The sequence below is a fragment of the Streptomyces sp. Ag109_G2-15 genome (assembly GCF_900215565.1).
GTDB lineage: Bacteria > Actinomycetota > Actinomycetes > Streptomycetales > Streptomycetaceae > Streptomyces > Streptomyces diastatochromogenes.
The window spans coordinates 4,904,689-4,931,213 of record NZ_OCNI01000001.1; the positions used below are offsets into that span (position 1 = coordinate 4,904,689).

At 71.9% G+C, this 26,525-nt stretch carries 25 protein-coding genes; 9 read left to right on the top strand and 16 right to left on the bottom strand.

The genetic code is table 11. The features are described 5' to 3' along the window. Positions 1-9 precede the first annotated feature (9 nt). Positions 10-666: an HAD-IA family hydrolase gene (locus tag CRP49_RS21960; RefSeq protein WP_097254925.1), complete on the top strand. Its 657-nt coding sequence runs from the start codon at positions 10-12 to the stop codon at positions 664-666. 114 nt (positions 667-780) lie between these two features. On the opposite strand, the gene CRP49_RS21965 is transcribed toward CRP49_RS21960, so the two are convergent. After that, positions 781-1,716: a peptidoglycan-binding domain-containing protein gene (locus tag CRP49_RS21965; protein WP_097254926.1), complete on the bottom strand. Its 936-nt coding sequence runs from the start codon at positions 1,714-1,716 to the stop codon at positions 781-783. Between the two features lie 161 nt (positions 1,717-1,877). Here CRP49_RS21965 and CRP49_RS21970 point away from each other — a divergent pair, with 161 nt between their 5' ends. Beyond that, a complete protein-coding gene (locus CRP49_RS21970; protein ID WP_097254927.1) occupies positions 1,878-3,917 on the top strand; it encodes an MDR family MFS transporter in 2,040 nt (679 codons plus the stop codon). Here the strand turns inward: CRP49_RS21970 and CRP49_RS21975 are convergent. Next, positions 3,910-4,428, bottom strand: a complete 519-nt coding sequence (locus tag CRP49_RS21975; RefSeq protein ID WP_097254928.1) for a GNAT family N-acetyltransferase — start codon at positions 4,426-4,428, stop codon at positions 3,910-3,912. The genes CRP49_RS21970 and CRP49_RS21975 overlap by 8 nt on opposite strands. Before the next feature lie 222 nt (positions 4,429-4,650). On the opposite strand from CRP49_RS21975, the gene CRP49_RS21980 reads away from it, so the two are divergent. After that, positions 4,651-5,175, top strand: coding sequence for a hypothetical protein (locus CRP49_RS21980; protein WP_306459744.1), 525 nt, complete (start codon positions 4,651-4,653; stop codon positions 5,173-5,175). Positions 5,176-5,179: 4 nt separating this feature from the next. On the opposite strand, the gene CRP49_RS21985 is transcribed toward CRP49_RS21980, so the two are convergent. After that, positions 5,180-5,623, bottom strand: coding sequence for a DUF1992 domain-containing protein (locus tag CRP49_RS21985; protein WP_097254929.1), 444 nt, complete (start codon positions 5,621-5,623; stop codon positions 5,180-5,182). Between the two features lie 126 nt (positions 5,624-5,749). Here CRP49_RS21985 and CRP49_RS21990 point away from each other — a divergent pair, with 126 nt between their 5' ends. Further along, entirely contained in the window at positions 5,750-6,142 is a 393-nt protein-coding gene (locus CRP49_RS21990) for an FHA domain-containing protein (RefSeq protein WP_097254930.1), read from the top strand. A gap of 18 nt (positions 6,143-6,160) precedes the next feature. Here CRP49_RS21990 and CRP49_RS21995 read toward each other — a convergent pair whose 3' ends face one another. Both CRP49_RS21995 and proP read right to left on the bottom strand, forming a co-directional pair. Next, positions 6,161-6,832, bottom strand: a complete 672-nt coding sequence (locus tag CRP49_RS21995) for an O-methyltransferase (RefSeq protein ID WP_097254931.1) — start codon at positions 6,830-6,832, stop codon at positions 6,161-6,163. A gap of 364 nt (positions 6,833-7,196) precedes the next feature. Continuing rightward, entirely contained in the window at positions 7,197-8,540 is a 1,344-nt protein-coding gene (proP, locus tag CRP49_RS22000) for a glycine betaine/L-proline transporter ProP (protein WP_257033690.1), read from the bottom strand. A gap of 364 nt (positions 8,541-8,904) precedes the next feature. Here proP and CRP49_RS22005 point away from each other — a divergent pair, with 364 nt between their 5' ends. Further along, positions 8,905-10,932 carry a bifunctional glycosyltransferase 87/phosphatase PAP2 family protein gene (locus tag CRP49_RS22005; RefSeq protein WP_179851706.1) on the top strand — a complete coding sequence of 676 codons (2,028 nt, stop codon included), beginning with the start codon at positions 8,905-8,907 and terminating at the stop codon, positions 10,930-10,932. On the opposite strand, the gene CRP49_RS22010 is transcribed toward CRP49_RS22005, so the two are convergent. The 3 genes from CRP49_RS22010 to CRP49_RS22020 are packed head-to-tail and all read right to left on the bottom strand — an operon-like array spanning position 10,933 to position 13,945. Then, the gene (locus tag CRP49_RS22010; RefSeq protein WP_097254934.1) at positions 10,933-12,948 is read right to left on the bottom strand and encodes a hypothetical protein; all 2,016 of its coding nucleotides are present in this window, start codon (positions 12,946-12,948) and stop codon (positions 10,933-10,935) included. It lies immediately after the preceding gene. Beyond that, entirely contained in the window at positions 12,945-13,391 is a 447-nt protein-coding gene (locus tag CRP49_RS22015; RefSeq protein WP_097254935.1) for a hypothetical protein, read from the bottom strand. The genes CRP49_RS22010 and CRP49_RS22015 overlap by 4 nt, the downstream gene beginning before the upstream one ends. A gap of 56 nt (positions 13,392-13,447) precedes the next feature. Then, positions 13,448-13,945, bottom strand: a complete 498-nt coding sequence (locus CRP49_RS22020; RefSeq protein ID WP_306459745.1) for an ATP-binding protein — start codon at positions 13,943-13,945, stop codon at positions 13,448-13,450. A 72-nt stretch (positions 13,946-14,017) separates the two neighbouring features. On the opposite strand from CRP49_RS22020, the gene CRP49_RS22025 reads away from it, so the two are divergent. Together CRP49_RS22025 and CRP49_RS22030 are read left to right on the top strand one after the other, a co-directional pair. Beyond that, positions 14,018-14,845 carry a helix-turn-helix transcriptional regulator gene (locus tag CRP49_RS22025; RefSeq protein WP_097254936.1) on the top strand — a complete coding sequence of 276 codons (828 nt, stop codon included), beginning with the start codon at positions 14,018-14,020 and terminating at the stop codon, positions 14,843-14,845. Then, entirely contained in the window at positions 14,826-15,083 is a 258-nt protein-coding gene (locus CRP49_RS22030; protein ID WP_097254937.1) for a DUF397 domain-containing protein, read from the top strand. The genes CRP49_RS22025 and CRP49_RS22030 overlap by 20 nt, the downstream gene beginning before the upstream one ends. Here the strand turns inward: CRP49_RS22030 and CRP49_RS22035 are convergent. After that, positions 15,067-16,236, bottom strand: coding sequence for a steroid 3-ketoacyl-CoA thiolase (locus CRP49_RS22035; protein ID WP_097254938.1), 1,170 nt, complete (start codon positions 16,234-16,236; stop codon positions 15,067-15,069). The genes CRP49_RS22030 and CRP49_RS22035 overlap by 17 nt on opposite strands. Before the next feature lie 230 nt (positions 16,237-16,466). On the opposite strand from CRP49_RS22035, the gene CRP49_RS22040 reads away from it, so the two are divergent. Further along, positions 16,467-17,702, top strand: a complete 1,236-nt coding sequence (locus CRP49_RS22040) for a cytochrome P450 (RefSeq protein WP_097254939.1) — start codon at positions 16,467-16,469, stop codon at positions 17,700-17,702. Positions 17,703-17,867: 165 nt separating this feature from the next. Here the strand turns inward: CRP49_RS22040 and CRP49_RS22045 are convergent, their stop codons facing one another. Beyond that, on the bottom strand, positions 17,868-18,554 hold the full coding sequence (locus CRP49_RS22045) for a YoaK family protein (RefSeq protein WP_097254940.1): 687 nt from the start codon (positions 18,552-18,554) through the stop codon (positions 17,868-17,870). A gap of 103 nt (positions 18,555-18,657) precedes the next feature. Here CRP49_RS22045 and CRP49_RS22050 point away from each other — a divergent pair, with 103 nt between their 5' ends. Next, positions 18,658-19,896, top strand: a complete 1,239-nt coding sequence (locus CRP49_RS22050) for a S9 family peptidase (protein WP_097254941.1) — start codon at positions 18,658-18,660, stop codon at positions 19,894-19,896. Here CRP49_RS22050 and CRP49_RS22055 read toward each other — a convergent pair. From CRP49_RS22055 to CRP49_RS22080, 6 genes are all read right to left on the bottom strand, one after another. After that, a complete protein-coding gene (locus CRP49_RS22055) occupies positions 19,893-20,306 on the bottom strand; it encodes a transglycosylase SLT domain-containing protein (RefSeq protein WP_097254942.1) in 414 nt (137 codons plus the stop codon). The two genes, CRP49_RS22050 and CRP49_RS22055, sit on opposite strands and share 4 nt — an antisense overlap. Positions 20,307-20,646: 340 nt before the next feature. Then, a complete protein-coding gene (locus CRP49_RS22060; protein ID WP_097254943.1) occupies positions 20,647-21,477 on the bottom strand; it encodes an ECF transporter S component in 831 nt (276 codons plus the stop codon). Next, entirely contained in the window at positions 21,474-23,312 is a 1,839-nt protein-coding gene (locus tag CRP49_RS22065) for an ABC transporter ATP-binding protein (RefSeq protein ID WP_097254944.1), read from the bottom strand. Before CRP49_RS22065 ends, CRP49_RS22060 begins: the two co-directional genes overlap by 4 nt. Then, on the bottom strand, positions 23,309-24,520 hold the full coding sequence (locus CRP49_RS22070; protein ID WP_097254945.1) for an energy-coupling factor transporter transmembrane component T: 1,212 nt from the start codon (positions 24,518-24,520) through the stop codon (positions 23,309-23,311). Before CRP49_RS22070 ends, CRP49_RS22065 begins: the two co-directional genes overlap by 4 nt. After that, complete coding sequence (locus tag CRP49_RS22075; protein ID WP_097254946.1) at positions 24,513-25,157, bottom strand: SCO2322 family protein; 645 nt, start codon at positions 25,155-25,157, stop codon at positions 24,513-24,515. The genes CRP49_RS22070 and CRP49_RS22075 overlap by 8 nt, the downstream gene beginning before the upstream one ends. After that, a complete protein-coding gene (locus CRP49_RS22080; RefSeq protein ID WP_097254947.1) occupies positions 25,154-26,386 on the bottom strand; it encodes a prenyltransferase/squalene oxidase repeat-containing protein in 1,233 nt (410 codons plus the stop codon). Before CRP49_RS22080 ends, CRP49_RS22075 begins: the two co-directional genes overlap by 4 nt. Between the last annotated feature and the right edge of the window lie 139 nt (positions 26,387-26,525).

Below are 26,525 nucleotides of genomic sequence, written 5' to 3' on the forward strand. Positions count from 1 at the left end.
GAGCTGCCGATGCCGGCCACCGTCCTCACCGCCCGCGCCCTCCTGCTCGACATGGACGGCACCCTCGTCAACTCGGACGCCGTGGTCGAGCGCATCTGGCGGCGCTGGGCCGAGCGGCACGGGCTGGACGGTGACGAGGTGATGAAGGTCGTCCATGGGCGGCAGGGGCATGCGTCGATGGCGGTGCTGTTGCCTGAGCGGCCGGTGGAGCAGAACCTTGCCGACAATGCGCGGATGCTTGCGGAGGAGACCGCTGATGTGGAGGGGGTGGTCGAGGTTCCGGGGGCGGCCGGCTTTCTCGCCTCTCTGCAGGGGCTTCCGCATGCGCTGGTGACCTCCGCGGACGTTGCGCTGTCCACCGCGCGGATGGCCGCCGCCGGGCTGCCGCTGCCCGAGGTGCGGATCACGGCGGAGTCGGTCGGGGCGAGCAAGCCTGATCCCGAGGGGTTTCTGAAGGGGGCCGCCGAGCTGGGGGCCGATCCGGGGGACTGTGTGGTCTTCGAGGACTCCGGGGCCGGTATCGCGGCTGGGCGGGCTGCTGGGATGCGGGTGGTGGGGGTGGGGCCGCGGGCCGGCTTCCATGGGCCCGATGTCGTCGTGCGGGACCTCACGCAGGTGCGGGTCGAGGCCGTGGGGGACGGATTCATCCGACTGCACGTGGGGTGAGCGGGGTTTTCACCCGGACCTCCGCTTTTCTGCCCACCGAGTCGGGTGGTGGGTGGGTATAGGTCGGAGCCCCCTGGGACGGTGGCGTAACTCCGCTGGATGGGCCGGAGAGGCTCACGGCTTCGTTGTCTCCGACTCCAGGCTCTTTCGGGTGGCCAAGCCGTACACGCCGAGGGGGTCGTCGGTGATGCCTCGGGCCCACTGGTAGTTGCTCACCGCGTCCTCCACGGGGCGGGTGAAGGCGCCGCTCACCTGGTCGCCGTAGAGGTTCAACTGCTTGAGGCGGAGCTGGAGTTCGGTGACCTCTGGGCCCTTGTCGCCGCGTTGCAGCACGGGTGCCGAGGCGGTGGGCGCCGCGTTCGGGGTGCGGGCGAGCGTCGCCGAGGGGGTGGGGGAGGCGGAGGAGCGGGACGGGCTGGGGGATGCCGTGGGGGTCGGGGACGCGGACGTGGCCGTAGGGGTCGGGCTCGGGTCGGTCGAGGGGGAAGCGGGCGGCGCGGCGGGGTGAGGTGAAGCGGGGGGCGCGGGGGCCGACGAGGTGGCCGCAGGCGACGACACCGGGACGCTCGGCCGTACCTCCTGGGCCGCCGCCCGGTCCCGGGCCGGCGGGTGGTACGCGAACAGGCCGCTCGCCATGCCGGCCGCCGCCACCACCGCGGCCCCCGCACCCGCGACGGACAGCAGGACCGTGCGGCGGGAACGGCGACGCCGCGGCTTCGGACTCGCCTCGGGTTCGTGCGGCGGCTCCGGCTCGAAGAGGCGCAGGTCGGCGGTGTGCGCGCCGGGTACCGGGCGTAGCGGCAGGGTGGCCTCGACGGCCGGTAGCGAGTGGGTCTCCGCCGCCGCACCCTCGTCGGAGATGCCCGCGTCGGCGACCTCGACGTACGGGCGGATGCGCAGCGGGTCGAAGTCCTCCGCCGCTGCCGCCTGTGCCGTACGCGCCTCGCGCAGGGCGTCCGACGCCCGCTGGGTGCAGTCGCAGGACGGGGTGTTGTCCGCCCCCCTCGGCGCCCCGCACTCCGGGCAGGTGTGTCCGGTCGGTTCCGTCACGCGTTCGTCCCCTCCCCTTGGGAACTCCCGAGTTTATGCAGACCTCCTCCACATCCGCCGAACCGGAACACGCGGCAAACCGGCCATACAGGGACCTCAACAGGCCATAAACGGCCGCACCGCCGAGGATGGTAGGAGTACCCGAGCCCCGGGAGGTCTCCATGACCCTGGACACGCACGGCACGGAGAAGGAGGCGAAGGCCGCCGAGCAGGTTCCCGGCAACGTCTTCGTGCCGATCGGTGCGCTCCTGCTGGGGCTGCTGCTCGCCGCGCTCGACCAGACCATCGTGTCGACCGCGCTGCCCACCATCGTCAGCGACCTGGGTGGGCTGGAACATCTGTCGTGGGTGGTCACCGCCTATCTGCTCGCCTCGACCGCCGCCACCCCGCTGTGGGGCAAGCTCGGCGACCAGTACGGGCGGAAACGGCTGTTCCAGACCGCGATCGTCATTTTTCTGATCGGCTCCGCGCTGTGTGGGATGGCGCAGAACATGGGCGAGCTGATCGGGTTCCGGGCGCTGCAGGGGCTCGGCGGCGGTGGGCTGATCGTGCTGTCGATGGCGATCGTGGGCGACATCGTGCCGCCCCGGGAACGCGGGCGCTACCAGGGGCTGTTCGGTGCCGTGTTCGGCGCCACCAGTGTGCTCGGGCCGCTGCTCGGCGGGGTGTTCACCGAGCACCTGAGCTGGCGCTGGGTGTTCTACGTCAACCTTCCCGTCGGCGTCGTCGCCCTCGCCGTGATCGCCACCGCCCTGCGCATCCCGCGCCGGGCCGCCCACCACGTCATCGACTACCTCGGCACCTTCCTGATCGCCGCGGTCGCCACCTGCCTGGTGCTCGTCGCGTCGCTGGGCGGTACGACGTGGGCCTGGGGCTCCGCGCAGATCATCGGGCTCGCCGTGCTGGGCGTCGTCCTCGCCGTCGCGTTCGTCGCGGTGGAGCGCAGGGCCGCCGAACCCGTCCTCCCGCTCAAGCTCTTCCGTATCCGCACCTTCACCCTCGCCGCCGTCATCAGCTTCATCGTCGGCTTCGCCATGTTCGGCGCGATGACCTATCTGCCGACCTTCCTCCAGGTCGTGCACGGGATCTCGCCGACCCTGTCCGGTGTGCACATGCTGCCGATGGTGATCGGCCTGCTGCTGTCCTCGACCGTCTCCGGGCAGATCGTCAGCCGCACCGGACGCTGGAAGGTCTTCCCGATCACGGGCACGGCCGTCACCGCCATCGGCCTGCTCCTGCTGCACCGGCTGGACGAGCACAGCTCGACCGCCGTGATGAGCGTCTACTTCTTCGTGTTCGGACTGGGCCTCGGCCTGGTCATGCAGGTCCTGATCCTCATCGTGCAGAACGCGGTCTCGTACGAGGACCTGGGCGTCGCCACCTCCGGCGCCACCTTCTTCCGCTCCATCGGAGCCTCCTTCGGCGTCGCCATCTTCGGCACCGTCTTCGCGAGCGGCCTCGGCGACAAGCTCACCGACGCCTTCCGGGGCGTGCGCCTGCCACCCGGTGTCTCGGCCGACACGCTCAAGTCCGACCCGCGCGGCATCGCCGCCCTGCCGCCCGCGCTGCGCCCGGCGGCCCTGCAGGCCTACGCGTCCTCCATCACCGACGTCTTCCTGTACGCCGCCCCGGTCGCCTTCCTCGGTTTCGTGCTGGCGTGGTTCCTGAAGGAGGACCGGCTGCGCGGCTCGGTCACCGCGCCGGACGTCTCCGAGACCATCCCGCCCAACCCGGTCGAACGCTCCTCCTACGACGAGTGCTGCCGCGCGCTGTCCGTGCTCGGCACCCGCGAGGGGCGCCGCGAGATCTACCGGAAGATCACCGAGCGGGCCGGGTACGACCTGCTGCCCGCCGCCAGCTGGATGCTGCTGCGCATCCGCAGGTACGGCTCGGTGGAACCGGGGGTGCTCGCCGAGCGCACCGATGTCCCGCTGCAGGTCGTCCTCACCGCCGAACGCCAGCTGGAGGAGCGGCGCCTGGTCGACCGCCGGGGCCTGGACGTGACCCTCACCGAGTCCGGCCGCGAGGTCGCCGAACGGCTCCACAAAGCGCGCGAGGAGTCCCTGGCCGAGCTGCTCGGCGACTGGTGGCAGCCGGGCCGGTCCCCCGACCTGGACCGGCTGGTGAAGGAACTCACCGGCGAACTGTGCGGCTCGGAACGCGAGCGACCGCGCGACGGGGCGGCGACGAGGCTCAGTTGACGGCCCCGGCGGCCAACAAGTCCTTGCGGAACCAGTGTTCGGCGTACTGGTCGTCGTTGTGGGGCCCGGTCTCCGTGTAGCCGAGACGGGCGTACAGGGCGCGGGCCTCCACCAGGTCGCCGCGGGTGTCGAGGATCAGCCGCCGGGCACCCAGGGCGCGGGCGGCCTCCTCGGCGGCGGCGACCAGGAGCGCCGCCCCGCCCCGGCCGCGCATCCCCTCGTACACGAACACCCGGGTGAGTTCGGCCGTGTCCGCGTCGAGCAGCCGCACGCCCGCCGAGCCGGCCGGCTCACCGTCGTACCGGGCGATCAGCAACTGCCCGGTGGGCGGCGCGAGTTCGGAACCGCTCCGGGCCGCGATCTCGCGCTCCAACTCGTCCGGGTCGGTGCGGCGCCCCTCGTGGAGGAGGTACCAGCGGTCGCTGACCTCCGTGTAGTACGCCCGCCAGAGGGCGGCGGCGGCCGGGCAGTCGTACGGTTCCGGGGCGGTCGTCCAGGTCATGCGGGCCATTCTCAGGCGCCGTCGCGGACCTCCCGCAAGCGAATATGCGTGACCTCCGGAGAGTCCAGCACCTGCGCCGTAGGGGTGCGGGCCGTGTGCCGCGTCCGCACCGTCGGGCGACGGCGTCTGGGGCCGCTGATCGTATTGCGCCGCTTCGCGCCCAGGCCGGCGTTTTGTCGCCCGGCTTCCGGGTCACCCGGGGGGGAGAACCGGCCGAAGGAGAGGTGGGCCATGGTCAAGGACTGGGAGACCGGGCCGGTGCGGCCCGGGTCCGCTGCGCAGGGGCCGGCGGCGGATGCGCGAGGGGAGCAGGCCCTGGGTTCGGTCGGGTCCCGTCGGAAGGCCCATGCGATGGACGACGAGATGCCCGAGGACGGGCTCGGCGTACCTTCCCCGGGTGAGATCACCGGGCGCGAGGCGGCGACGACGGAGGGCCGGGCGGCGGACGCCTGGCCGGCCCCGCCCAGCCCGGCGGCCACCGGGCTGCGGGTCCCGCTGCTGCCGCACGCGGAGCGGGAGCAGTGGGAGACCCGGCTGCTGCAGACGGCCGCCGGGTTCTTGGACGCGCCGCGCACCGCGGTCGAGGAGGCCGACCGGGAGCTGGAGGAGATCGCCGCGCGGTTCACCGAGGCCGTGACGCGACGCCGCCGGACGCTGCGCATGTCCTGGCAGGAAGGAGTGGAGAGCGACACCGAGCAGCTGCGTCTGGCCCTGCGGGACTACGAGGAGCTGGCCGGACGCCTGCTGCACTTCTGACCGGCTATCTCGCCGACCCCGCAGACCCCGGTACGTCCCCTGTGGCGGCGGCCCTGCGCTGTCGCCACTCCCGTACGACCTCCTCGACGTCGTACGGCTTCTTGCCCAGCGGCGGGCCGGGCGGCGGCTTGAACATCATGTCGCGGATCTTCACGTTGACGTCGGTGATGATCTTCCGGACGATCCGCTCCGAGGGCGCCGCATAGGCCGCCGCGAGCGCGTCCTCGGCCTCCTTGCGCAGCGCCAGCGCCGGGGGCAGCACCGCCAGCCCCTCGCGGGCCATCTTCCGTTTGACCCACCACAGTTCGTCGTACGTGGAGTCGAGGTCGGCGGGCAGCGGCTCGCCCGCGCCAGTCAGATGGTCGAACTCTCCGCGCTGCTGGGCGTCGCGGATCTGGTGGTCGACCCAGGACTCGAACGGGACACCCGGTGGCTTTCGCTCGGTCATGAACCCATTGTGCCGGACGCGGCCCGGCCGGGCGTTTTATCATGCGGCGGCGGTACGGCAATCGGACCACCGCACAAGGACGTTTCCGACGTCGCAGCTCTTTCGGGTTCTCCAGGGGGAACGCACGTGCTCGAACTGACCATGGCCACCGTCTCCGGGGCCGACGCGGGCGCCACGGCCGGCATGACGATGGCCGACGCGCCCAGCGAGCCGGGCGCCGTGCTCCGGGTGGGCCGGGACGCGTCCGTGTGCCGGCTGGTCACGCCCGAGGACTGGCTGTTCGTCTCCCGGGTCCACCTGGAGTTCCTGTGCGGCCCCGACGGCGGCTGGCAACTGTCCTGGCTGCGCGGCTCACAGGCCGAGCCGTCCGCCGAAGTGCGGCTGATCGTAGGCGAGTACGCGCAGACCGTCCCCTACGGCGGGCTCGTGGCGCTGCCGCGCGGCGGCTCCGGCGAGGTCGTCGTCCAGGACCGCACCGCGCCGCGCAGCATCAACGTGGGCTTCTACCACGAGGCGTGAGCCCCGGCCCGGCACGGTTCAGCCGAGCACCCGGGCCAGCGCGAAGCCGTCGTACCCCTTGCTGCCCACCGTCTGCACCGCCGTACCGGTCAGCCTCGGGTGGGCGGCGATCAGCTCGATCGCGGCGCGGGTGCCCACGACGTCCGGTTCGGTGCTGTCGGCGTCGGCGATCTTGCCGCCGCGCACCACGTTGTCCACGACGATGAGGCTGCCGGCCCGGGACAGCCTCAGCGCCCACTCCACGTAGTGCCGGTTGTTGGCCTTGTCGGCGTCGATGAAGACCAGGTCGAAGGGGGGCGGGTTCTCGTCGGCGAGCTTGGGCAGCGACTCCAGGGCCGGGCCGACCCGCACCTCCACGATCCGGTCGAGACCGGCCCGGGCGATGTTGCGGGTCGCCACGTCGGCGTGCTTGGCGCTGTACTCCAGCGAGATCAGCCTGCCGTCCTCCGGCAGGGCGCGGGCCAGCCAGATCGTGCTGTAACCCGCGAGCGTGCCGATCTCCAGGATGTTGCGGGCACCCTGGATCTCGGCGAGCAGCTGGAGGAACTTGCCCTGGGGGGCCGTGACACTGATGTGCGGCAAGCCCGCGGCCTCGCTGTCGCGCAGGGCCGCCTGGAGCGCATCGTCCTCCGGTGAGAGATGGCTGCTGAAGTAGAAGTCGACGTCGTCCCAGAGCTGCGACCCGCTCATCGCCTGCTGCCTTTCCCGAGTGTCCGCTGGAGTCTCTTTCCGAGGCTCCTTGGCTTCACCTTGAATGGTCGCAGCCGAGGGGCGCGGACGGGGGCAACGACTGTTCGTTGGGCGGGGCTACAGAGGGTGCCGGTGTCGGCGCCGGCCGGGGGTGGGCACGCTTCCCGGCGCTGCCAGGGTGCCGCTGCGCCCACCCGTGCCGCCCCAGCGGCACGACTGCCCGCAGCTATGCGGGGAGTGCGCGCCCGCGGCAGGCTGCGGCACCTATGCGGCCGACGGCGCTGCAACCCCCAGGGGCGCGGGGAACTGCGCGACCAGCCCCCCACGCACCCGCACCCGAAAGACCGCCCGCAGACCTACGGCGCTACCGCTGCTCAACAGACGGCGCCGACCCAGGGAGAGGCCGCCCCGCCGACTCCGCCATCCGCCACACCGCGAACCCGCCCACCACAGCCGCCGCCATCATGTAATACGCGGGCATCATCATGTTCCCCGTCGCCCCGATCAGCGCCGTCACGACCAGCGGAGTCGTCCCGCCGAACAGGGACACCGACACGTTGAAGCCGATGGACAGGGAGCCGTAGCGCACCCGGGTCGGGAAGAGGGCGGGCAGCGCGGCCGGCATGGCCGCCGTGAAGCAGACCAGGAGCAGACCCAGCGCACCCATGCCGAGGGCGACGGCGAGCAGACTGCCCTGGCGGATGAGCAGAAGGGCCGGGATGGACAGGAGCAGGAAGCCCGCACAGCCCGCCGCGATCACCGGCCGGCGCCCCACACGGTCGGTCAGCGCGCCCGCGAACGGCTGGACGATCATCATCAGCGCCATCACACCGAGCACGACCAGCAGCCCGTGCGTCTCGTCGTACTTCAGCTCACTCGTGAGGTAGCTCGGCATGTACGACAGCAGCATGTAGTCGGTGACGTTGAAGACCAGCACCAGGCCCATACAGATGAGCAGGGCCTTCCACTGACCGGCGACCATCTCGCGCAGCGGCACCTTCGGCCGGGCGGCCTCCGCCTTCTCGACCTCGGCGGCGAACGCTGGGGTCTCCTCCAGGCGCATCCGGAGATACAGCCCGATGATGCCCATCGGGCCCGCGATCAGGAACGGGATCCGCCAGCCCCAGGACAGCAGGTCGTCGGAGGACAGCACGGCCGTCATCACCGTCACCAGACCCGCGCCGCCGATGTAACCGGCCAGCGTGCCGAACTCCAGCCAGCTCCCGAAGAAGCCGCGCTTCTTGTCCGGCGTGTACTCGGCGATGAACGTCGAGGCGCCCGCGTACTCACCACCGGTGGAGAAACCCTGCACCAGGCGAGCGGCCAGCAGAAGCAGTGGGGCGCCCACGCCGATTGTCGCGTACGACGGGATCAGGCCGATCGCGAACGTGCCCGCCGCCATCATGATCATGGTGAGGGCGAGGACCTTCTGGCGGCCCACGCGGTCGCCCAGCGGGCCGAAGACCATGCCGCCGAGCGGGCGGACCAGGAAGGCCGCGGCGAAGGCGCCGAACGTCGAGAGCAGCTGTGCGGTCGGGTTGCCTGAGGGGAAGAAGACCTTGCCCAGGGTGACCGCGATGTAGCTGTACACACCGAAGTCGAACCACTCCATCGCGTTGCCCAGCGCGGCCGCCTTCACGGCGCGCTTGACGAGAGCGGGGTCGGTGACGGTGACGTCGGAGGCCTTCCGGGCCCCGGGGGTCTTCAGGGACGGGGTGACTGCTGTGGCGGACGCCAAAACGGAACTCGCCTACCTTTCATCGGGGACGGGACGGAAAGCGACCCTAGGTGCACTTCGCCCTGTTACGTGGCGTACGTGAATCGATGCAGAGTGCAGCTAAATGCGGTGTACGCAGGTACGTGTGCCCGCTCCCACGGCCGCAAGCGTGCCCCGCACTGTGATCCTTGTCGCGCCCGGCCGGGGCAACCTCACCCCCCGCGCACCGGCGTCTTCCGGACCAAAGGCGGGCGGACGTCAGGTGAAGAGGGGGTTGCCTGCGTCTCCGTCCAGAGGGGGTGGGACCCTCGGAGGGTTCCCCCAGCGAGCGAACGGGGCGGGAGGCCGACGCGGCGTGGCGAACCTGGAGCCCAGCGGGGCATCGACGGAAGCTTTCGAGCAGACGGCGCACGGAGCTCGTCTGAGAGCGACCCGGCTGGCCCTGTGGGCGGTGGCCGCGATCCTCGCGGTACGGCAGATGGCCGTCGTCCTCACCACCCCGAGCGGCGAACGCCTCACCGACCTGGAGACCTGGGTCGGGCCCAACGGCGTCCTGCACGTCAAGGGCTCGCTGTACGACTCCACGAGATTCACCGGCACCCCCTTCGGCGGGCTCGTGCTGAAGCCGCTCACCAAGTCCGCCGAGCAGGCCCTCGGCTGGGGCTGGACCTTCGGCACCCTGCTGCTGGTCGTCGCCCTCGGAGTGGTCGCCGCCCGGGCGCTGCCCAAGCCCGTCAGCCGGCGCACCTCACTCCTGGCCACACCGATCGCGATCAGCCTGCTCATGCTGTCGCTGCCGGTCCGCAACACCCTGTGGCTCGGCCAGACCAGCATCATCCCGGTCCTGCTGGTGCTGCTCGGCTGCTTCGCCGCACGCGGGCAACGCGAGAGCGGCCTGTGCATAGGCCTGGCGGCCGCGCTCCAGCCGACCGTCCTGCTGTTCGCCCCGCTGCTGTGGTTCACCGGCCGCCGCCGGGCCGCCCTCACCACGGCCGGCACCTTCGCCGCGTGCACCGCGCTCGCCTGGGCCGCGATGCCGCACGACTCGTACACCTACTGGGTGCACCACATGGCCGGCGTCGGCCTCGGCGGCAAGGCCGACGCCCTCGCCAACCAGTCCCTGCACGGCGGCCTGCTCCGGCTGGGCCTCACCGGCAACCTGGAGATCGTCCTCTTCCTGCTGCTCGGCGTGGCCGTCGCCGCCCTCTCCCTGCGCCGCGCCGTCCGCTACGCCCGCGACGGCCAGCTGCTGCTCGCCGTCGCCATCACGGGCTGCGCCGCCGTCGCCGTCTCCCCGACCACCTGGCAGCACCAGCTGCTGTGGGTGCTGCTCGCGGTCGTCGGCCGGGTCGGCAAGCGGGCCTCCGACCGCTACGTCTGGCCGGTCGCCGTCGTCCTGGTCACGACCCTGCCGGCCGAGATGATGCTGCCGCACATGTCGGCCCTGTACCCGCTGCGGGACAACATCGTGCTGCTCGCGGCCCTGGCCGCCGCCACCGCCGTACCGTTCCTGTCCCGCACCTCGCCGTACTACCAGCAGCCGATCCCGGCGCAGTACGCCCCGGCGGTCCCGGCCCGTTTCCGGCGCGTCCCCCTGCTGCCGTTCCTGCGCCGGGTGCTGACCCGCCCGAACCTGCTGCTGGAGCTGCTGCTCCTCCGCGTGGTGTACGCCGCCTACCAGCAGGTCCGCCTGGCCGCGACCGGCGGCAGCAACTCCAAGGGCCGCGCCACCGCCGAACAGCACGGCCACCTCGTCCTCGACCTCGAACGCTTCCTGCACATCGACATCGAGCACGCGGTCAACCACGCGGTGGCGAAGATCGACTGGCTGCGGGACTTCTTCGGCTTCTACTACGAGTCCTTCCACTTCGTCGTCCCGCTGACCATCCTCGGCGTCCTGTACTGGCGCCGCCCGGTCGACTACCGCTGGGCCCGCGCCTCCCTAGGCTTCGCCACCTTCCTCGCCCTGATCGGCTTCTGGCTCTTCCCGCTGGCCCCGCCGCGTCTGATGCCGACCCTCGGCATGATCGACACCGTCCACGGCGTCCAGGACTTCTCCAAGCCGGACTACGGCACCCTGACCGCGCTCACCAACCAGTACGCGGCGATGCCGTCCCTGCACTTCGGCTGGGCGCTGTGGTGCGGGATCGTCATCGTGCTCCTCGCCCCGAAGTGGTGGATGAAGGCCCTCGGCCTGCTGCACCCCTTCTTCACCGTCTCGGCCATCGTCGCGACCGGCAACCACTGGGTGCTGGACGCGGTCGGCGGCGCGGTGGTCGTCGCCGCGGGCTTCGGGCTGTCGTACGTCTTCCAGGGGCCGCGGGCGCGGGTGGTCACGGCGGTCGCGGCCCAGGAGGAGCTGGACCCGGTGCAGGCCGGCTGATCACTTCACCGGCCGGGCCAGCCGTTCCTGCAACCGGGCGTGCCGGAACTGGTACACCGGGCCCGTCGCGCGCAGCAGGTTGCGCTCGTGGGCGTCCTTCAGGAAGGACATCAGGCGGACGGGGGTGCCCTCGCTCCGCGACAGCTGTACGGCGGTGAGGGTGGTGGCGACGGCGAGGTTGGGGACCACGCCGCACCTGACGGCGGGTCCGAGGCTCGTGATCACGCCGACGACGATGCCGGGCACGAGCCCGGCCGCGTCCCCGGCCACGCAGCCCCAGAACGAGCCGATGGCCGCGCCGACCATCAGGCCGAGCGGCAGCCGCAGCCGGACGTGGTGCCGCCACACGTCGCTCGGGTCGATCACCCGGCTCTCGGACGTCGGGCTCGGGAGGAACTCCTCTTCACGGGGCTCGTACGGGGAAGGCGCCTGGGGAGCGAGCATGGTGCGGCCCATCAGCGTGGCACCACGGCCACTGCCCATCGCGATGCCGAGGCCGAAAGGAACGGTGATCAGGAACCACATCCACACCGGGGCGGGGCTGCCCCAGAGCCACCGCGAGGCCCCGTACACGGCGACCGTGGCGAGCCAGGTGGCGATGCCCGCGGCGATCGCTCCGCGGGGGAACACATCCCGCCAGCCCGCGCTCTCCAGCGGCTGCGGGTGGTTGAGCTGCCGCAGCCGCAGAGCCAGGTCGACACCGGCCCCGACCGGCACTCCCAGAGCCGTGACGACGGTCAGGTAACTCGTCGCGAGCGTCAGCATGTACGCCATGATCGCCAGATAGATCCAGATGGAAAGCGACCAGGTGAGGACCGCCCTGGCTCGCGGGCGGCCCCAGCAGGGGATCTGCCACCACCGCAGGTCGTACGTCTTCTCCTCGGTGAGCCGCTCGGCGATGTACCTGAGCGTCCGCTCCGCCTGCTCGGGGGAGTAGCGGGGACGCTTGCAGCCGGGTCTCGGCGTGTAGGCGGCCCGGACCGCGTGATCGAGCAGGCGGTCCTCGACGGCACGGGAGCCGCGCAGGCCGAGGATCTCCTCCACCGCCCCGCTGTCGGGGCCCAGCTCCCGCAGCAGGCTGATGGCCAGGGGTTTGGTCAGCGCCTTGGCCACGGCGCTGTTCGGCTGCTTCACCAGGCGGCGACTGAGTTCCTGCCAGGCCTCGGGTACGGGATCGGGCAGTGGCAGCCTGAGCAGATGGTCGGCCGCGTCGGCGGGGCGGACCGACCGGAGAGCCAGGGCCACGGCGTCGCTCAGCTGCGCCTGGCCCGGGGTGTGCAGTGCCTCCACGGTGCGGGAGACCAGCAGCACGCGGTACGGGGCAGCCGCCAGCGCGGCGACCGCGTCGGCCCGCACTTCCTTGGCGACTTCGTCGAAGCCGTCCAGCAGGAGAGCGATCCGGCCGGCCTTCAGCAGCTCACGGACGTTGTGCCCGTGCCGCCGGGACAGTCTCCTGACCGCCCAGTCGATCGGCCGCTCCTCCTGCGGCTCCCACCCGTTCAGTGACATCAGCACGGGCACCGGGATGCGCGCCCGCCGCTGCGGGTCCGGCTCGTCCTGCCGGTGTCGCAGCGCGTCCAGAAGCAGCAGGACGACGGCTGCCGTCTTGCCCGATCCCTCGGGTCCGACCAGCAGGATCCGGCCGGAGGCCAGGCCCGCGTAGACCTCGAACAGCTCGGTGAGGCCACCGCCCGCGCGAAGCCGCTCCTCGGTGACCGCCGTGGCACCGGGCAGCGGAGCGAACCGGCGCCGGGTGCCCTCGGCGGTGGCCGCGGCAACCCGCGCGGTGCTGCCCGCCTCGCTCAGCTGCCAGCGGACGGGCAGCGGAGCCGGGCTCAGCAGGCCCCGGTTGCCCGCCTCCTCGTCCCACCAGGCGTACACCTGCTCCGCCAGCCTGTCGGCGGCCCGGTCCAGGGGCGACGCGGCGAGCGTGTAGCTCGTCGTGATCTCCTGGACGCTGCCGGAGCCGTACTGGACGAAGGCCGGACCGTGGAACTCGTGGTCCGAGCCGGTCATTCCGCGGATCCGAAGCGGATGTCCTGGCGGCTGTGGTGGCCGTACTGGACGTTGGCCGGACCGTGGAAGGTCGTGTTGACGATGGTCTGCCCCGACGTGCTCGGCGCGGCACCGAACTCCTCGGCGAGAGCGCGGAGTTCGGCCATCACCCGGTTCACGTCCGTGGGCCCGGGCGCAGCGAACAGGTCGGCGAACTCGTCCCGCCACAGCCGCGCGTGCTCCGTCCGTACCCGCTCCTGCTCGTCCCCGTCGGAGGCGGCTCGCAGGGCGGCGGCCGTGCGGTCCAGACGGTCGGCCGCCGCGCCCTCCAGAGCGGGATCGCCCCGCCCGAGGAGACGCGCGGCCCGGTCGCTGAACCGGTGCCAGCCGTCGGTGGCCGCCGCCGCCATGACCGCCGCTCCTCCGGCCTGCGCCAGAACCGCCATTTCGTCGAGCAGCGCCATGCCCACTCCCCCCAAGCCGGATCACCCGATACGCGCACCACGCGGTCCTCGCGCCGTCACCCCCCGGTGAAACGCCCCCCGTCGACCGCGATGCCGAGCACAGTAATCCTCGGGGCACTCTCCGTCCCCGGATTGCGGGAATACGCGGCGGACGTCGACTGGTCAGGCCACCACGCACTCGAACCACACCGTCTTGCCGCCCCGGGCGCGGGCTCCACCCCCCACTTCCCGACCAGGGCATCGAGCAGCAGCAGCCCACGTCCACCATTCGCCTCCGGCGCCGACTGGTCGGGAACGCACGGCAGTTGGAGCCACCCGTCCGTCACCTCCACCCGCACCCCCGCCGCCTGCCGCAGCACGACAAGGGAGCAGCGGCGGTCGGGGACATGGCGTACGACGTTGGTGACCAGCTCGCTCACGGCCAGTTCGAGGGTGTCGGTCAGGTGGGCCAGCTCCCACTCCCCGAGCAGCGAGCGGACGATACGGCGGATGTGGCGGACCGAGTGCTCGCCGACGGTGAGGTTCATGCGGTACTGGGGAAAGTAGAGGTTCACAGTACGAGGCTGACCTCGCATCACTACTCTGGGCTACGGGATGAACACAACAGGTCCGAGAGGGGACTTGGCATGGTGAACATCAACGCCCTCGACCCAGGCGCCTCGCCGCTCGACTACTACGGCTTCGAGCTGCGCCGGTGCCGGGAGGCGGCGGGGCTGACCCAGCGGCAGCTCGGGGACATCATCAACTTCACGGGGTCGTTGGTCGGCCAGGTGGAGACGGCTCGAAAGCTGCCAACCCTGGATTTCAGCGAGCGTGCGGATGCGGCGCTGGGGACGGGTGGGTTACTGTCCCGGCTCCATCCGCTGGTGATGCGAAGTCAACTTCCGGCGTGGTTTCAGCAGGTGGCGGAGCTGGAGGTGCGGGCGACGGAGATCTGTACGTTCCAGATGGGCATGATTCACGGGCTGTTGCAGACTCCGGAGTACGTGCGTGCGGTGCTCGGCGCGCTGGACGACACCGACCTCGACGACCGCTCGACCGTACGGCTGGCCCGCCAGCGCATCTTCGAGAGGGAGGAGCCGCCGGTCTTCTGGAGCGTGCTCAGTGAGGCAGCGCTGAAACAGGAGATCGGCGGGCCGGAGATCATGCGCGGGCAACTGGCCCACCTGTTGAGCTTCGAGAACAACCTGCGGATCAACATCCAGGTGCTGCCGTTTTCGGCCGGGGCGCACGCGGGACTGCAAGGCTCGTTCAACGTCTACCGCTTCGTCGGCGATCCGACCATCGTCTATACCGAGGGGTACGGCAGCGGGCATACGACCGCCAACCCGGACACCGTCAGGGACTGCTCGCTCCGTTACGATCATCTACGAGCCGCCGCGCTCTCGATCAAGGACTCGGCGGGGCTGATCCGAGAGGTGATGGAGGACCGCTATGGGGAGCAACTGGCGTAAGTCCAGCTACAGCGGCGACCAGGGCGGCCAATGCGTCGAGTGCGTGCCGCTCGGCCCGCTCGCCTGGCGTAAGTCGTCGTACAGCGGTGACCAGGGCGGCGATTGCGTAGAGATCGCCGACACCCCCTGCGCCACCCTCGCCATCCGCGACTCAAAGACCCCGGCGGGACCGATCCTCACGATCGACCCCGCCACCTTCACCACCTTCGTGAACTGGGCCTCTACAGCCGCTGAATGATCGTCCCGGTAGCCAGCCCACCGCCCGCACACATCGTGACCAGTGCGAACTCCTTGTCCGCGCGCTCCAGTTCGTGCAGGGCGGTGGTGATCAGGCGGGCGCCCGTCGCGCCGACCGGGTGCCCCAGGGCAATCGCACCGCCGTTCACGTTGACCTTCTCCAGGTCCTGCTCGAAGACCTGAGCCCAGCTCAACACCACCGACGCGAAAGCCTCGTTGATCTCGACCAGGTCGATGTCCTTCAGGGACATCCCGGCCTTCCCCAGCACCGCCTTGGTCGCGTCGATCGGCCCGTCCAGATGGAAGTGCGGGTCGGCACCCACCAGCGCCTGGGCCACGATCCGCGCCCTCGGCTTCAGCTTCAGGGCGCGAGCCATCCGCTTCGACGCCCACATGATGGCCGCGGCCCCATCCGAGATCTGGGACGAGTTGCCCGCCGTGTGCACCGCCGTCGGCATCACCGGCTTCAGCCCGGCCAGCGCCTCCATCGACGTGTCCCGCAGCCCCTCGTCCTTGTCGACAAGGCGCCACATGCCCTGCCCGGCGTGCTGCTCCTCCTCGGTGGTGGGCACCTGCACGGCGAAGGTCTCCCGCTTGAAACGTTCCTCCGCCCACGCGTGGGCCGCCCTTTCCTGGGACAACAGCCCCAGTGCGTCCACGTTCTCCCTCGTCAACCCCCGGTGCCGGGCGATCCGCTCGGCCGCCTCGAACTGGTTGGGCAGGTCGACGTTCCACTCGTCGGGGAAGGGCTTGCCCGGGCCGTGCTTGGAGCCCGAGCCCAGCGGTACGCGCGACATGGCCTCGACGCCGCAGCTGATCCCCACGTCGATCACGCCCGCCGCGACCATGTTGGCCACCATGTGCGAGGCCTGCTGCGAGGAGCCGCACTGGCAGTCGACGGTCGTCGCCGCCGTCTCGTACGGCAGCCCCATGGTCAGCCAGGCCGTGCGCGCGGGGTTCATGGACTGCTCGCCGGCGTGGGTGACCGTGCCGCCGACGATCTGTTCCACCGCGTCGGCGGGGATGCCGGTGCGGCCGAGGAGTTCACGGTAGGTCTCGCCCAGGAGGTAGGCGGGGTGCAGATTGGCGAGCGCGCCGCCGCGCTTGCCGATGGGGGTGCGTACGGCTTCGACGATCACGGGTTCGGCGGCCATGGGTGCGGGTCCTCTCCGAGAGGGCTCTCCTCCAGAACTAGTACGCGTTCTAGTTCCCTGTGCAGTCTGCTGACGTGATGTCCATCGCCGCAAGGGTCTTGCAGGTGCCGAAGGCGTGATCTGCACGAACTCCGCACGGATTGGGGGTGCCGTACCTCTTGCCAGTTTTAGAACCCGTTACTACGTTCTCGGCACTTACTGATGGGCCGTCAGATGGTTGGGAGTCGCCCATGCACTGCCCCGCGCTGCCCGACGGGTTCGACTTCACCGACCCCGACCTGCTGCACCACCGCGTTCCGCTCCCGGAGTTCGCCGAGCTGCGCCGTACCGAGCCGGTCCGCTGGATCCCGCAGCCGCACGGCCTGGCGGGCTTCGCCGACGACGGCTACTGGGCCGTGACCCGGCACGCGGACGTCAAGTACGTCTCCACGCACCCGGAACTCTTCTCCTCGACCCTCAATACCGCGATCATCCGGTTCAACGAGCACATCGAGCGCGACGCGATCGACGCCCAGCGGCTGATCCTCCTGAACATGGACCCGCCCGAGCACACCCGGGTGCGTCAGATCGTGCAACGTGGCTTCACGCCACGCTCCATACGCGCCCTGGAGGAGCGGCTGCGCGCCCGCGCCGGGGCGATCGTCGCGGCCGCCCGGGCCCGCTCGGGTCCCTTCGACTTCGTCACCGAGGTCGCCTGCGAACTGCCCCTGCAGGCCATCGCCGAGCTGATCGGCGTACCGCAGGAGGACCGGTCCAAGATCTTCGACTGGTCCAACAAGATGATCGCCTACGACGACCCCGAGTACGCGATCACCGAGGAGGTCGGAGCGGAGTCGGCCACCGAGATCCTCGCCTACGCGATGAACATGGCCGCCGAGCGCAAGCAGTGCCCGGCCCACGACATCGTGACGACCCTGGTGGCCGCGGAGGACGAAGGCAACCTGAACTCCGACGAGTTCGGCTTCTTCGTGCTGATGCTGGCGGTGGCGGGCAACGAGACGACCCGCAACGCCATCACGCACGGTATGCACGCCTTCCTCACCCACCCCGACCAGTGGGACCTCTTCAAGCGCGAGCGCCCGGCGACGACGGCCGAGGAGATCGTCCGCTGGGCGACCCCGGTCAACTCCTTCCAGCGCACGGCCACCCAGGACACGGAACTCGGCGGAGTCCAGATCAAGAAGGGCGACCGGGTGGGCCTCTTCTACGCCTCCGCCAACCACGACCCCGAGGTCTTCACCGACCCCGACGCCTTCGACATCACCCGCGATCCCAACCCCCACCTCGGCTTCGGCGGTGGCGGTCCCCACTTCTGCCTCGGCAAGTCCCTGGCGGTTCTGGAGATCGACCTCATCTTCACCGCGATAGCCGACGCCATGCCGGACCTCCGCCTGGTCGGCGACCCCCGCCGGCTGCGCTCGGCCTGGATCAACGGCGTCAAGGAACTCCAGGTCACCACGGCCTGACCCATGGATCGGGGCCGACGGCTCCCGGCGCCGCCGGCCCACCCCGAGGGAGGCAGGAACACCCCGTCCCTATGCCCGGTTCCTGCCTCCCCCGAGGTCACCTGATCCGGAATGAGGTCGAGCGGCTCAGCGCCGCGCAGCGGAAACGGTGAAGTCGGCACAGAGCTATTCCCGCCCCGACGCCACCACCGCCAGCACCCCCGACAGCACCGCCGAGATCAGCAGCGGGATGCCCAGGCCGTGGTGGAGGACCAGCCAGGCGCCGAGGGCGGCGCCTGCGACCATCGCGATCACGGAGGCCGTGCGGCGCGGGGAGCGGTGGCCCGTGGCGTCGCCGAAGCGGGATTCGGAGGCCAGGCCGGTCAGGGTCATCGTGAGGACCGTGGTCGTCAGGTCGGGGATGCCCAGTTTGCGGACCGTCGCGTTGCGCAGGCCCATCGCGAACGCGGTGAGGGCGATGAGGGCGTAGCGGGTGCCGGGCGTGTCCGGCCAGGCGAAGGCCACCGCCGCCGACGCGGCGACCAGGAGCGTCTCCGCAGCGAGGGTCAGCCGGGCCCACCTGCGGCGCGAGCCCTTGCCGTACCGGGCCGCCACCCGGCCGCCGGTCACCGCGCCCAGCAGGAAGCAGGCCAGCGAGGTCGCGGTGTGCGGGACGGAGAAGCCGGGTGCGCCGGCCGCCGCGAAGCCGAGCACCACCACGTTGCCGGTCATGTTGGCCGTGAAGACCCGGCCCAGGCCCAGATAGCTGACCGCGTCGATCAGGCCGCTGACCACGGTCAGCACCAGGAGTACGACCACGAGCCGCACCCCCCGTGCCTCCGGGTCGGCCACGGGTGGTGACGGCGTCGTCATGCTTCCTCCGGTCAGCCGGACAGGCGGGGTGGTGACAGGTCCACCATGGGCGCGGGGGACTCTCGGATGTCCCGGCGAAGCGTGCGTCCGTAGCGTTCGGGACATGACAGAGGACACGCGTAAAGCAGGAGAAAAGCAGCCCGGTCGGCGTATCCGGAAGGGGGGTGCGGTCGCGACTGTGGCGCTGCTCGCCGGTATCGCCGTCGCTCCGGCCGCCGTCGCCGGGCCGCGCGGAAGCCACCGGGGAGAGGTGGTGTCCGTCGTACCGGTCGCCCGGCACAGTCGGGCGGAGGTCGCCCGCGGTCTGGAGGAACTGCACGTCGGGACCGACTCGCTGCGGTACGGCGTCCGGGCGTACCGGGTGACGTACCGCACCGTCGACCCGTACGGGCGGCCCACCACCGCAACCGGTCTGCTCACCGTTCCCGAGGGCGGCGGTCGCACCCTCGACCTCGTCTCCGACACGCACGGGACCATGGCCGACCGCGACTACGCGCCCTCCGTGTCGGAGGATGCGCGGGCTCAGTCGTATCTCTTCGCCTCGGCCGGGCACGCCGTCGCCGCGCCCGACTATCTGGGGCTGGGCAAGGGGCCGGGCCGCCATCCGTACATGGACACGCGGTCCGCCGTGACCGCCTCCGTCGACATGCTGCGGGCGGCCCGGACGGCGGCGGGGCGGCTCGGCCGCACGGTGAACGGGGATCTGTACGCGACCGGCTTCTCGCAGGGCGGGCAGGTCGCGATGGCCGTGGGGCGGGCGGTGCGGCACGGGGACGCGCCCGGATTCCGGCTGAAGGCGCTGGCGCCGGTGGCGGGGCCGTACGACCTGGCGGGGACGGAAGTGCCCGCGCTCGCGGACGGGCGGGTCAACGACACCAGCGGTGTGCTGTACATCTCGTACTTCCTCACCGCCCAGAACCGGCTGCATCACATCTACGACAACCCCGCCCAGGTCTTCCGGGCGCCCTACGCGGACCGGGTCGAGGGGCTCTTCGACGGGCGGCACGAGGAGGAGGACATCGTCCGGCAGCTCGCGCCGAACGTGAAGGAGCTGCTGACGGACGACTTCTACCGGCAGCTCACCCACCCCACGGGTGGGTTCCTGGCGGCGCTGCGTGCCAACGACCACACCTGCGACTGGAAGCCGGACGTGCCGGTGCGGCTCTACGCGGGGGAGAAGGACACGGACGTGCCGATCGGCAACGCCCGGACATGCGCGCGCACCCTCGCCCGTCAGGGGGCGAGGGTGCGGGTACTGGATCAGGGGGACGTCGACCACGTGGGGTCGTACGTCGCCGCCCTGCCGAAGATCGCTCGGTGGTTCGGCGGTGGAACGGCTTAGTACCAGCCGTTGGCCTGCCAGAAGCTCCAGGCCTGGACCGGGCTGCCGTAGCGGGAGTTCATGTAGTCCAGACCCCACTTGATCTGGGTGGCCGGGTTGGTCTTCCAGTCGGAACCGGCGGAGGACATCTTCGAGCCCGGCAGGGCCTGGACCAGGCCGTAGGCGCCGGAGGAGCTGTTGGTGGCGGCGGGGTTCCAGCCGCTCTCGTGCTCGACGATCTTGCTGAAGGCGTTGAACTGCGCGGCGTCCGGGATCATCTTGTGCGCGATCGCCTGGGCGGAGGAGGCCTGGGTGGTGGCGGCCTGGGCGGGCGCCGCGGTCAGGGCCAGACCGGCGGTGGCGGCGGCCACGGCGGCGGCGGTGAGGGCCTTCTTCGGGGAAGCGATGCGGCGGATGAAGGAGACGGACACGGAGAACCTCTTACGTCGGGGACAGGAGATCGCCCGTATGTCGTAGCCACCCGCTCTGTGGTGGCCGGGCCATACGTCGGCGCCGCGACCCGTTCGGGCTCGTGGCGCCTGGCGACGTCCTCAACAGAAACAGGCTTGAGGCACGTCCGCAATGACCCCTTTTACTAGTTGTGGCCGGATCGGCGGCAAAGGTCGTTTGTGTGGCGTGCGTCTCAACGTGCAGGTCGGAAGGGGTGCACGAGAGGACGAATCGGACATAACGAACAACGATCCCGGATCGTAGGTGACCTGCGTCATGTGGGGTGCTTCACCGGGGAGCTGACAGCCCGGATACGGCCCCTCACACAGCGGGAGCGTCGAATGTGACCGCGGTCTCGAAAGCGGCCCGCCGGGTGGCCCGGCGCAGCGCGCGCAGCAGCGCCGGGCCGAGGACGAGGGTGAGAACGACCGTGCAGACCGCCCGGCCCAGGTCCCAGCCCATGGAGGTGGCCAGGCAGTAGGCGGCGAACCGGGCCAGGTTGGCGGGGACCGTCCCGGCCGGGTCGAAGGCGATGTTCGAGGTCAGGGCGCCCATGAAGGGCCAGCCGGCCAGGTTCATGACCGTGCCGTAGGCGAAGGCCGCGACGAAGCCGTAGGCCGCCAGCAGCAGCCGTTCGCCCCGGCCGCGCAGCCTGACCTGGCCCGGGAGGAGCCCGGCGCCCATCGTGAACCAGCCCATCGCCAGCATCTGGAACGGCATCCACGGGCCGACCCCGCCCGTGAGCAGCGCGGACGCGAACATCGTCACCGAGCCGAGCACGAAGCCGAAGCCGGGGCCGAGTACCCGCCCGCTCAGCACCATCAGGAAGAACATGGGCTCGATCCCGGCCGTGCCCGCGCCGATCGGGCGCAGCGCCGCACCGGTCGCGGCCAGTACGCCCAGCATGGCGACGGCCTTCGGACCGAGACCGGACTCGGAGATCGTCGCCGCCACGACCGCGACCAGCAGGACCAGCAGGCCCGCGAACAGCCAGGGCGCGTCCTCGGCGTGCGCGCCGATCTGCGAGGTGGGCGGGGCGAGGAAGGGCCAGCAGAAGCCGACCACACCGACCGCGCTGACCAGGACCAGGGCGGCGAGGGAGCGGGGGCCGAGTTGGACGGCGCGGATGCGGGCCTGGGAGGTGGTGGTCATGCCTGGGCCTCCCGGGCCTGCGAGGTGGTGGTCACGCGAGGTGGTGCTGACGCCAGGGCCTCCCGGACCTCGGTCACGGTCAGCCAGGGCTGCGGGGCCAGGATCTTGGTGACCTGCGGGGCGTAGGACGGGGACGAGACCACGATCTCCGCCGTCGGGCCGTCGGCGATCACCTCGCCGTCGGCGAGCAGCACCACCCGGTGCGCGATCTCGGCCGCCAGCTCCACGTCGTGCGTGGCCAGCACGATCGCGTGCCCCTCGGCGGCCAGCGCGCGCAACACGGTGACCAGGCGGGCCTTGGCCGCGTAGTCCAGGCCCCGGGTCGGCTCGTCGAGCAGCAGAAGGGGAGGGCGTGCGGCCAGCACGACCGCCAGGGCGAGTGCCAGGCGCTGGCCCTCGGAGAGGTCGCGGGGGTGGGTGTCGTCCGTGATGTCCGGCAGCAGCTCGGACACCAGGGCCCGGCAGGTGCCGGGCGCGGCACCCGCGTCCCGGTCGGCGGCCGTGCACTCGGCGGCCACGGTGTCCGCGTACAACAGGTCCCGCGGCTCCTGCGGAACGAGACCGACCCGGCGCACGAGATCCCGGGGCGGGGTCCGATGCGGTACGGCTCCGCCGACGTGGACGGTACCGGCGGTGGGCTCCACCAGTCCGACGAGGGAGCCGAGGAGTGTGGACTTTCCGGCGCCGTTGCGGCCCATCAGCGCGACCGTCTCACCGGGGGCCACGGTCAGGTCGATGTGGCGGAGGGCGGTGATGCGGTCCCGGCGGACGGCCAGGGAGCGGACTTCGGCGATGTGCTGCCGCGAAAGTTCCGGGGCGGGCGTGGGGCGGCGACGGAAGAGGCGTCGGACGGCGGGGGCGGTGCTGGCCTCGGCCTGGGGTGGGGTCGCTTCCCCGCGCTGGCGGGGTGCCTCCCCCACTCTCGACTTCGCTTGAGCGGGGGGACCCCCATCGCCCACCCGTGCCGCCCCAGCGGCACGACTGCCCGCAGCTACGTCGGCACGACTGCCCGCAGCCACGCAAGCCAGGCGTTCCCGCAGGTCAGTGGCGCGGCGGCGGGCGTCCCGCACGGTCAGCGGCAGCGGGGACCAGCCCGCCAGGCGGCCCAGGTCGACCACCGGTGGGTACACCGGGGAGACGGACATCAGCTCGGCCGGGTCGCCGTGCAGCGGGGCGGCGCCGGGGGAGGGCAGCAGGACGACCCGGTCGGCGTACTGGATCACGCGCTCCAGGCGGTGCTCGGCCAGCAGGACCGTCGTACCCAGGTCGTGGACCAGGCGCTGCAGGACCGCCAGCACCTCCTCCGCGGCCGCCGGGTCGAGCGCCGAGGTCGGCTCGTCGAGGACCAGCACCTGCGGGTGCGGGGTGAGGACCGAGCCGATCGCGACCCGCTGCTGCTGTCCGCCGGAGAGCGTGGCGATCGGGCGGTCGCGCAGGTCGGCCAGGCCCAGCAGGTCCAGCGTCTCCTCCACCCGGCGCCGCATCACCTCGGGCGCGAGCCCCAACGACTCCATGCCGTACGCGAGTTCGTCCTCCACCGTGTCCGTCACGAAGTGCGCGAGCGGATCCTGCCCCACCGTGCCGACCACGTCCGCGAGTTCGCGCGGCCGGTGGGTCCGGGTGTCCCGGCCGGCCACCGTGACACGGCCGCGCAGGGTGCCGCCGGTGAAGTGCGGGACCAGCCCGCTGACCGCGCCCAGCACCGTCGACTTGCCGACCCCGGACGGGCCGACGAGCAGCACGAGTTCACCCTCGGGCACCTCGAAGTCCACGCCCCGGACGGTCGGTTCGGCCGCGCCCTCGTACGTGACGCTGACCTCCTCGAAGCGGATCACGACGGCTCCTTGGGGACGATGAAGGCGGGCAGCGTGGCGAGCAGGACCGCGGCCGCCGGCCACAGCGGGAGAGTGGGGGCCACCAGCGGTACGACTCCGGGGTGCAGCGCCTGCGGATCGCGTACCGAGGCGAGGGCGAGCAGCGCGGCGACCGCGGCACCCGAGCCCGCGACCAGCCACGCGTGCACACCCCACGGCTCCGGGCGGTACCGGGTGCGCGGGGTACGGCGGCCGCCCAGACGCAGGCCCGCGAGCGCGGCGACGACCCCGGCCCCCAGCACCGGGAGCCCGTACGTACCGCCCTCCGCGGTGAGCAGCCCGTACGTTCCCGCACACACGCCGAGCAGGCCGCCGAGGGTGAGCGCGGTCGTCGTACGGCGCACCCGGGCGGGGACGGCGGCGGTACGGCCGTAGCCGCGGGCGTCCATCGCGGCGGCGAGGGCGACCGAACGCTCCAACGCGCCCTCCAGGACCGGCAGTCCGACCTGGAGCAGGCCCCGTATCCCCCGGTCCGGGCGGCCGCGCAGCCGGCGGGCGGCGCGCAGCCGCTGGACGTCGGCGATCAGGTGCGGCGCGAAGGTGAGCGCGACGACCACGGCCACGCCGATCTCGTACAGGGCGCCGGGCAGGGACTTGAGCAGGCGGGCCGGGCTGGCCAGGGCGTTGGCGGCGCCGACGCAGATGAGGAGGGCGGCGAGCTGCAGGCCGTTGTAGCCGGAGAAGAGGAGGGCCTCCGCGGTGACTTCGCCGCCGAGGCGGATGCCCTGCGCCCAGTGCGGGAGGGGGACTTCGGGGAGGGTGAGCAGGACGTGCGTGCCGGGGATGGGGGAGCCGAGGACGACCGTGAAGGCGAGGCGGATGAGGAGGACGGCGGCGGCGAGTCTGGCGAAGGCGGTGTAGGAGCGGGCCCAGGGGGCGGCGGAGCGGTGGGTGGCCACTACGTAGCCCGCTGCGGCTATGAGGAGGGCGAGAAGGAGGGGGTTGGTGGTGCGGGTGGCCGCGGTACCGAGCCCGAGCGACCAGAGCCACCAGGCACCGGGGTGCAGGTGCGCACGGCGCTGGTGCCGACCGGGGGTGGGCTGCGCTTGCCCGCGCTGGCGGGGTGCCTCCCCCACTCTCGGCTTCGCTCGAGCGGGGGGACCCCCATTGCCCACCCGTGCCGCCCCAGCGGCACGACTGCCCGCAGCTACGGTGGTGTTGCTATACATTCCTGCGCCGCCGCGCCTGCCACACCGCCGCCCCGGCCAGGAGTGCGACCACGCCCACGCCGATCGGCAGGCCGAGGGAGGGGCCGTTGTCCTTCTGCTGGGGCTTCTCGGCGGCAGCCGTCGGCTTCTTCTCCGTCGTCACCTGCTCCCCGCACCCCTTCCGCGGATACCCGGCGATCGCGCACAGCAGGGCGTTGGTGTCGTAGCGGAGGGGCTTGGCCGTGGCTGCCAGGGCCTCGGCCGTCGTCGCGTCGGGGGAGACGCGGGCGCAGGCCGTGCGCCCGGCGGGCGGGGTCTCGCCGGACGGGGCGTCCGCCGCCGTGCCGAAGTCGAGGACGAGGGCCACCCGCTTCGTACCCGGCTTCGCGGGCGTCCCCGCGCAGATCGTGGCGAAGTCCGCCGTGCCGCGCGGCCGGCTCGCGTCCGCGGAGTCCTCGCTCACCGCGAAGCGGAAGCCCTGGACGGCGCCGTCGTCGGGACGGGCGGTCGACGGGCCCTCGGTGGCGTACGTCCAGCGGCCGCCGTCCCGCTCCCAGAACGACCAGTAGCGGTAACCGGCGGCATGCGCCTGGGCGGCGCCGGCGACGAGGACGAGCGCGGCGACCAGCAGGGCCGGGGCACGGCGGACGGCGGTCACAGCTGCTGCCGCTTCCGGCGGCCGCTGAGCAGGATGCCGATGCCGACGCCGAAGACGAGGCCGGCCCCGACGATCCACCAGACACCGATGCCCGAGCCGTGCTCGGCGCGCTTGCCGGGCTCAGCGGTGGCGGCCGCCTTCTGCGGTGCCGGGCCCGTCGCGTTGAGCGCCTGCACCAGGTCCGTGCCGCCGAAGTCGTGCGGGTCGTCGCCCATCGCGTGCGCCGCGAAGATCAGCTCGGCGTAGGCGGCCGGGCCGCTCTGCTCCGCCCACTTCGCCGCGTTCTTCTCCAGCCAGGCGTACGGCTTCTTCGCCAGCCGGGTCCAGCCGGTCGCGGCGAGCGCGACGACCGAGTCCGCGGTGTTGCCGTAGTCGGGCTGGTCCTTGGCCCCGGGCAGGACGGACTTCAGGTACCCGTCGCCGGTCATGGCCTCCCCCAGGTAGGCGGAGCCGTTGCGCGCCACCTGCGCCGGGGTGAGCGGCTTGCCGGAGTTGGCGCAGACGTAACCCTGCTCCGGGGCCTTCCCGGCCTCGGTCACGAACCCCTTGCCAAGTGCGCCCAGCACACCGGCCGCCGTCGCGTCCGCGTTGGCGGTCAGCTTGCCCTTCTTGTCGGGCTGGTAGGCGAGCGCTCCGCCCTCGGCGCCCTCGCACGACAGGGACCACTTGGCCAGCAGGTCGTACGGGCTCTTGCCCTGGAGGTGCAGCTGGGCGGGATCCTGGCCGACCGCGGCGAACGCGCCGACGACGACGCCGGTGGAGTTGGTGTCGCTCGGGGCGCCGGGCGAGTAGCCCCAGCCGCCGTCCTTGTTCTGCAGCGTCGTCAGCCAGACCAGGGCCTTGCGGACCTCGGCGTCGTGACCGCCGACCGTCTGCAGCGCCTGGACGGCGGCGGCCGTGCTGTTGGTGTCGGGCTGGGCACCGCCCTTGCCCTCACAGGGCTTGGCGGTGTCGGCCCGGAACGCCGCGAAGCCGCCCTTGTCGCACTGCTGCCCGACCAGCCAGTCGACGGCCGAGTCGGCCGGGCGGTAGCCGAGCGTCCGCTGGGCGAGCAGGGCGAGCGACTGGCGCCAGACACCGTCGTACGTCGGATCCGCCTTGCCGAACAGCCCGGACGGGATCGTCACCTTCGGGGAAGCGGACGGGGACGGGTCGGCGGCCATGGCGGGTGCGGCGGCGGCCAGCACACCCAGGGCGGCGAGAACCGCGGCACTGCGGCGGACGTTCATGGTCGGCGACGACCTCTCCCTGCGGGGAACCGGCAGCGCACGGGAACACCCCGGGCGGCTCGGCTCCGTAAACCTCGACGGTGCCGTGCGCTGCGAGTCGCCGCGCACGCGAGCCGGTCAACGTCCCGTGCGGGGCAGT

Bases quoted from the DNA above. Each gene is read 5' to 3' on its own strand.
- CRP49_RS22040 (WP_097254939.1), top strand. From the start codon at position 16,467: ATGCACTGCCCCGCGCTGCCCGACGGGTTCGACTTCACCGACCCCGAC.
- CRP49_RS22070 (WP_097254945.1), bottom strand. From the start codon at position 24,520: ATGTATAGCAACACCACCGTAGCTGCGGGCAGTCGTGCCGCTGGGGCG.
- CRP49_RS22050 (WP_097254941.1), top strand. From the start codon at position 18,658: ATGACAGAGGACACGCGTAAAGCAGGAGAAAAGCAGCCCGGTCGGCGT.
- CRP49_RS21975 (WP_097254928.1), bottom strand. From the start codon at position 4,428: ATGGCCCGCATGACCTGGACGACCGCCCCGGAACCGTACGACTGCCCG.
- CRP49_RS22030 (WP_097254937.1), top strand. From the start codon at position 14,826: ATGGGGAGCAACTGGCGTAAGTCCAGCTACAGCGGCGACCAGGGCGGC.
- CRP49_RS22010 (WP_097254934.1), bottom strand. From the start codon at position 12,948: ATGACCGGCTCGGACCACGAGTTCCACGGTCCGGCCTTCGTCCAGTAC.
- CRP49_RS22045 (WP_097254940.1), bottom strand. From the start codon at position 18,554: ATGACGACGCCGTCACCACCCGTGGCCGACCCGGAGGCACGGGGGGTG.
- CRP49_RS22025 (WP_097254936.1), top strand. From the start codon at position 14,018: ATGGTGAACATCAACGCCCTCGACCCAGGCGCCTCGCCGCTCGACTAC.
- CRP49_RS22060 (WP_097254943.1), bottom strand. From the start codon at position 21,477: ATGACCACCACCTCCCAGGCCCGCATCCGCGCCGTCCAACTCGGCCCC.
- CRP49_RS21960 (WP_097254925.1), top strand. From the start codon at position 10: ATGCCGGCCACCGTCCTCACCGCCCGCGCCCTCCTGCTCGACATGGAC.
- CRP49_RS22015 (WP_097254935.1), bottom strand. From the start codon at position 13,391: ATGGCGCTGCTCGACGAAATGGCGGTTCTGGCGCAGGCCGGAGGAGCG.
- CRP49_RS22080 (WP_097254947.1), bottom strand. From the start codon at position 26,386: ATGAACGTCCGCCGCAGTGCCGCGGTTCTCGCCGCCCTGGGTGTGCTG.
- CRP49_RS22035 (WP_097254938.1), bottom strand. From the start codon at position 16,236: ATGGCCGCCGAACCCGTGATCGTCGAAGCCGTACGCACCCCCATCGGC.
- CRP49_RS21970 (WP_097254927.1), top strand. From the start codon at position 1,878: ATGACCCTGGACACGCACGGCACGGAGAAGGAGGCGAAGGCCGCCGAG.
- CRP49_RS21985 (WP_097254929.1), bottom strand. From the start codon at position 5,623: ATGACCGAGCGAAAGCCACCGGGTGTCCCGTTCGAGTCCTGGGTCGAC.
- CRP49_RS21995 (WP_097254931.1), bottom strand. From the start codon at position 6,832: ATGAGCGGGTCGCAGCTCTGGGACGACGTCGACTTCTACTTCAGCAGC.
- CRP49_RS21980 (WP_306459744.1), top strand. From the start codon at position 4,651: ATGGTCAAGGACTGGGAGACCGGGCCGGTGCGGCCCGGGTCCGCTGCG.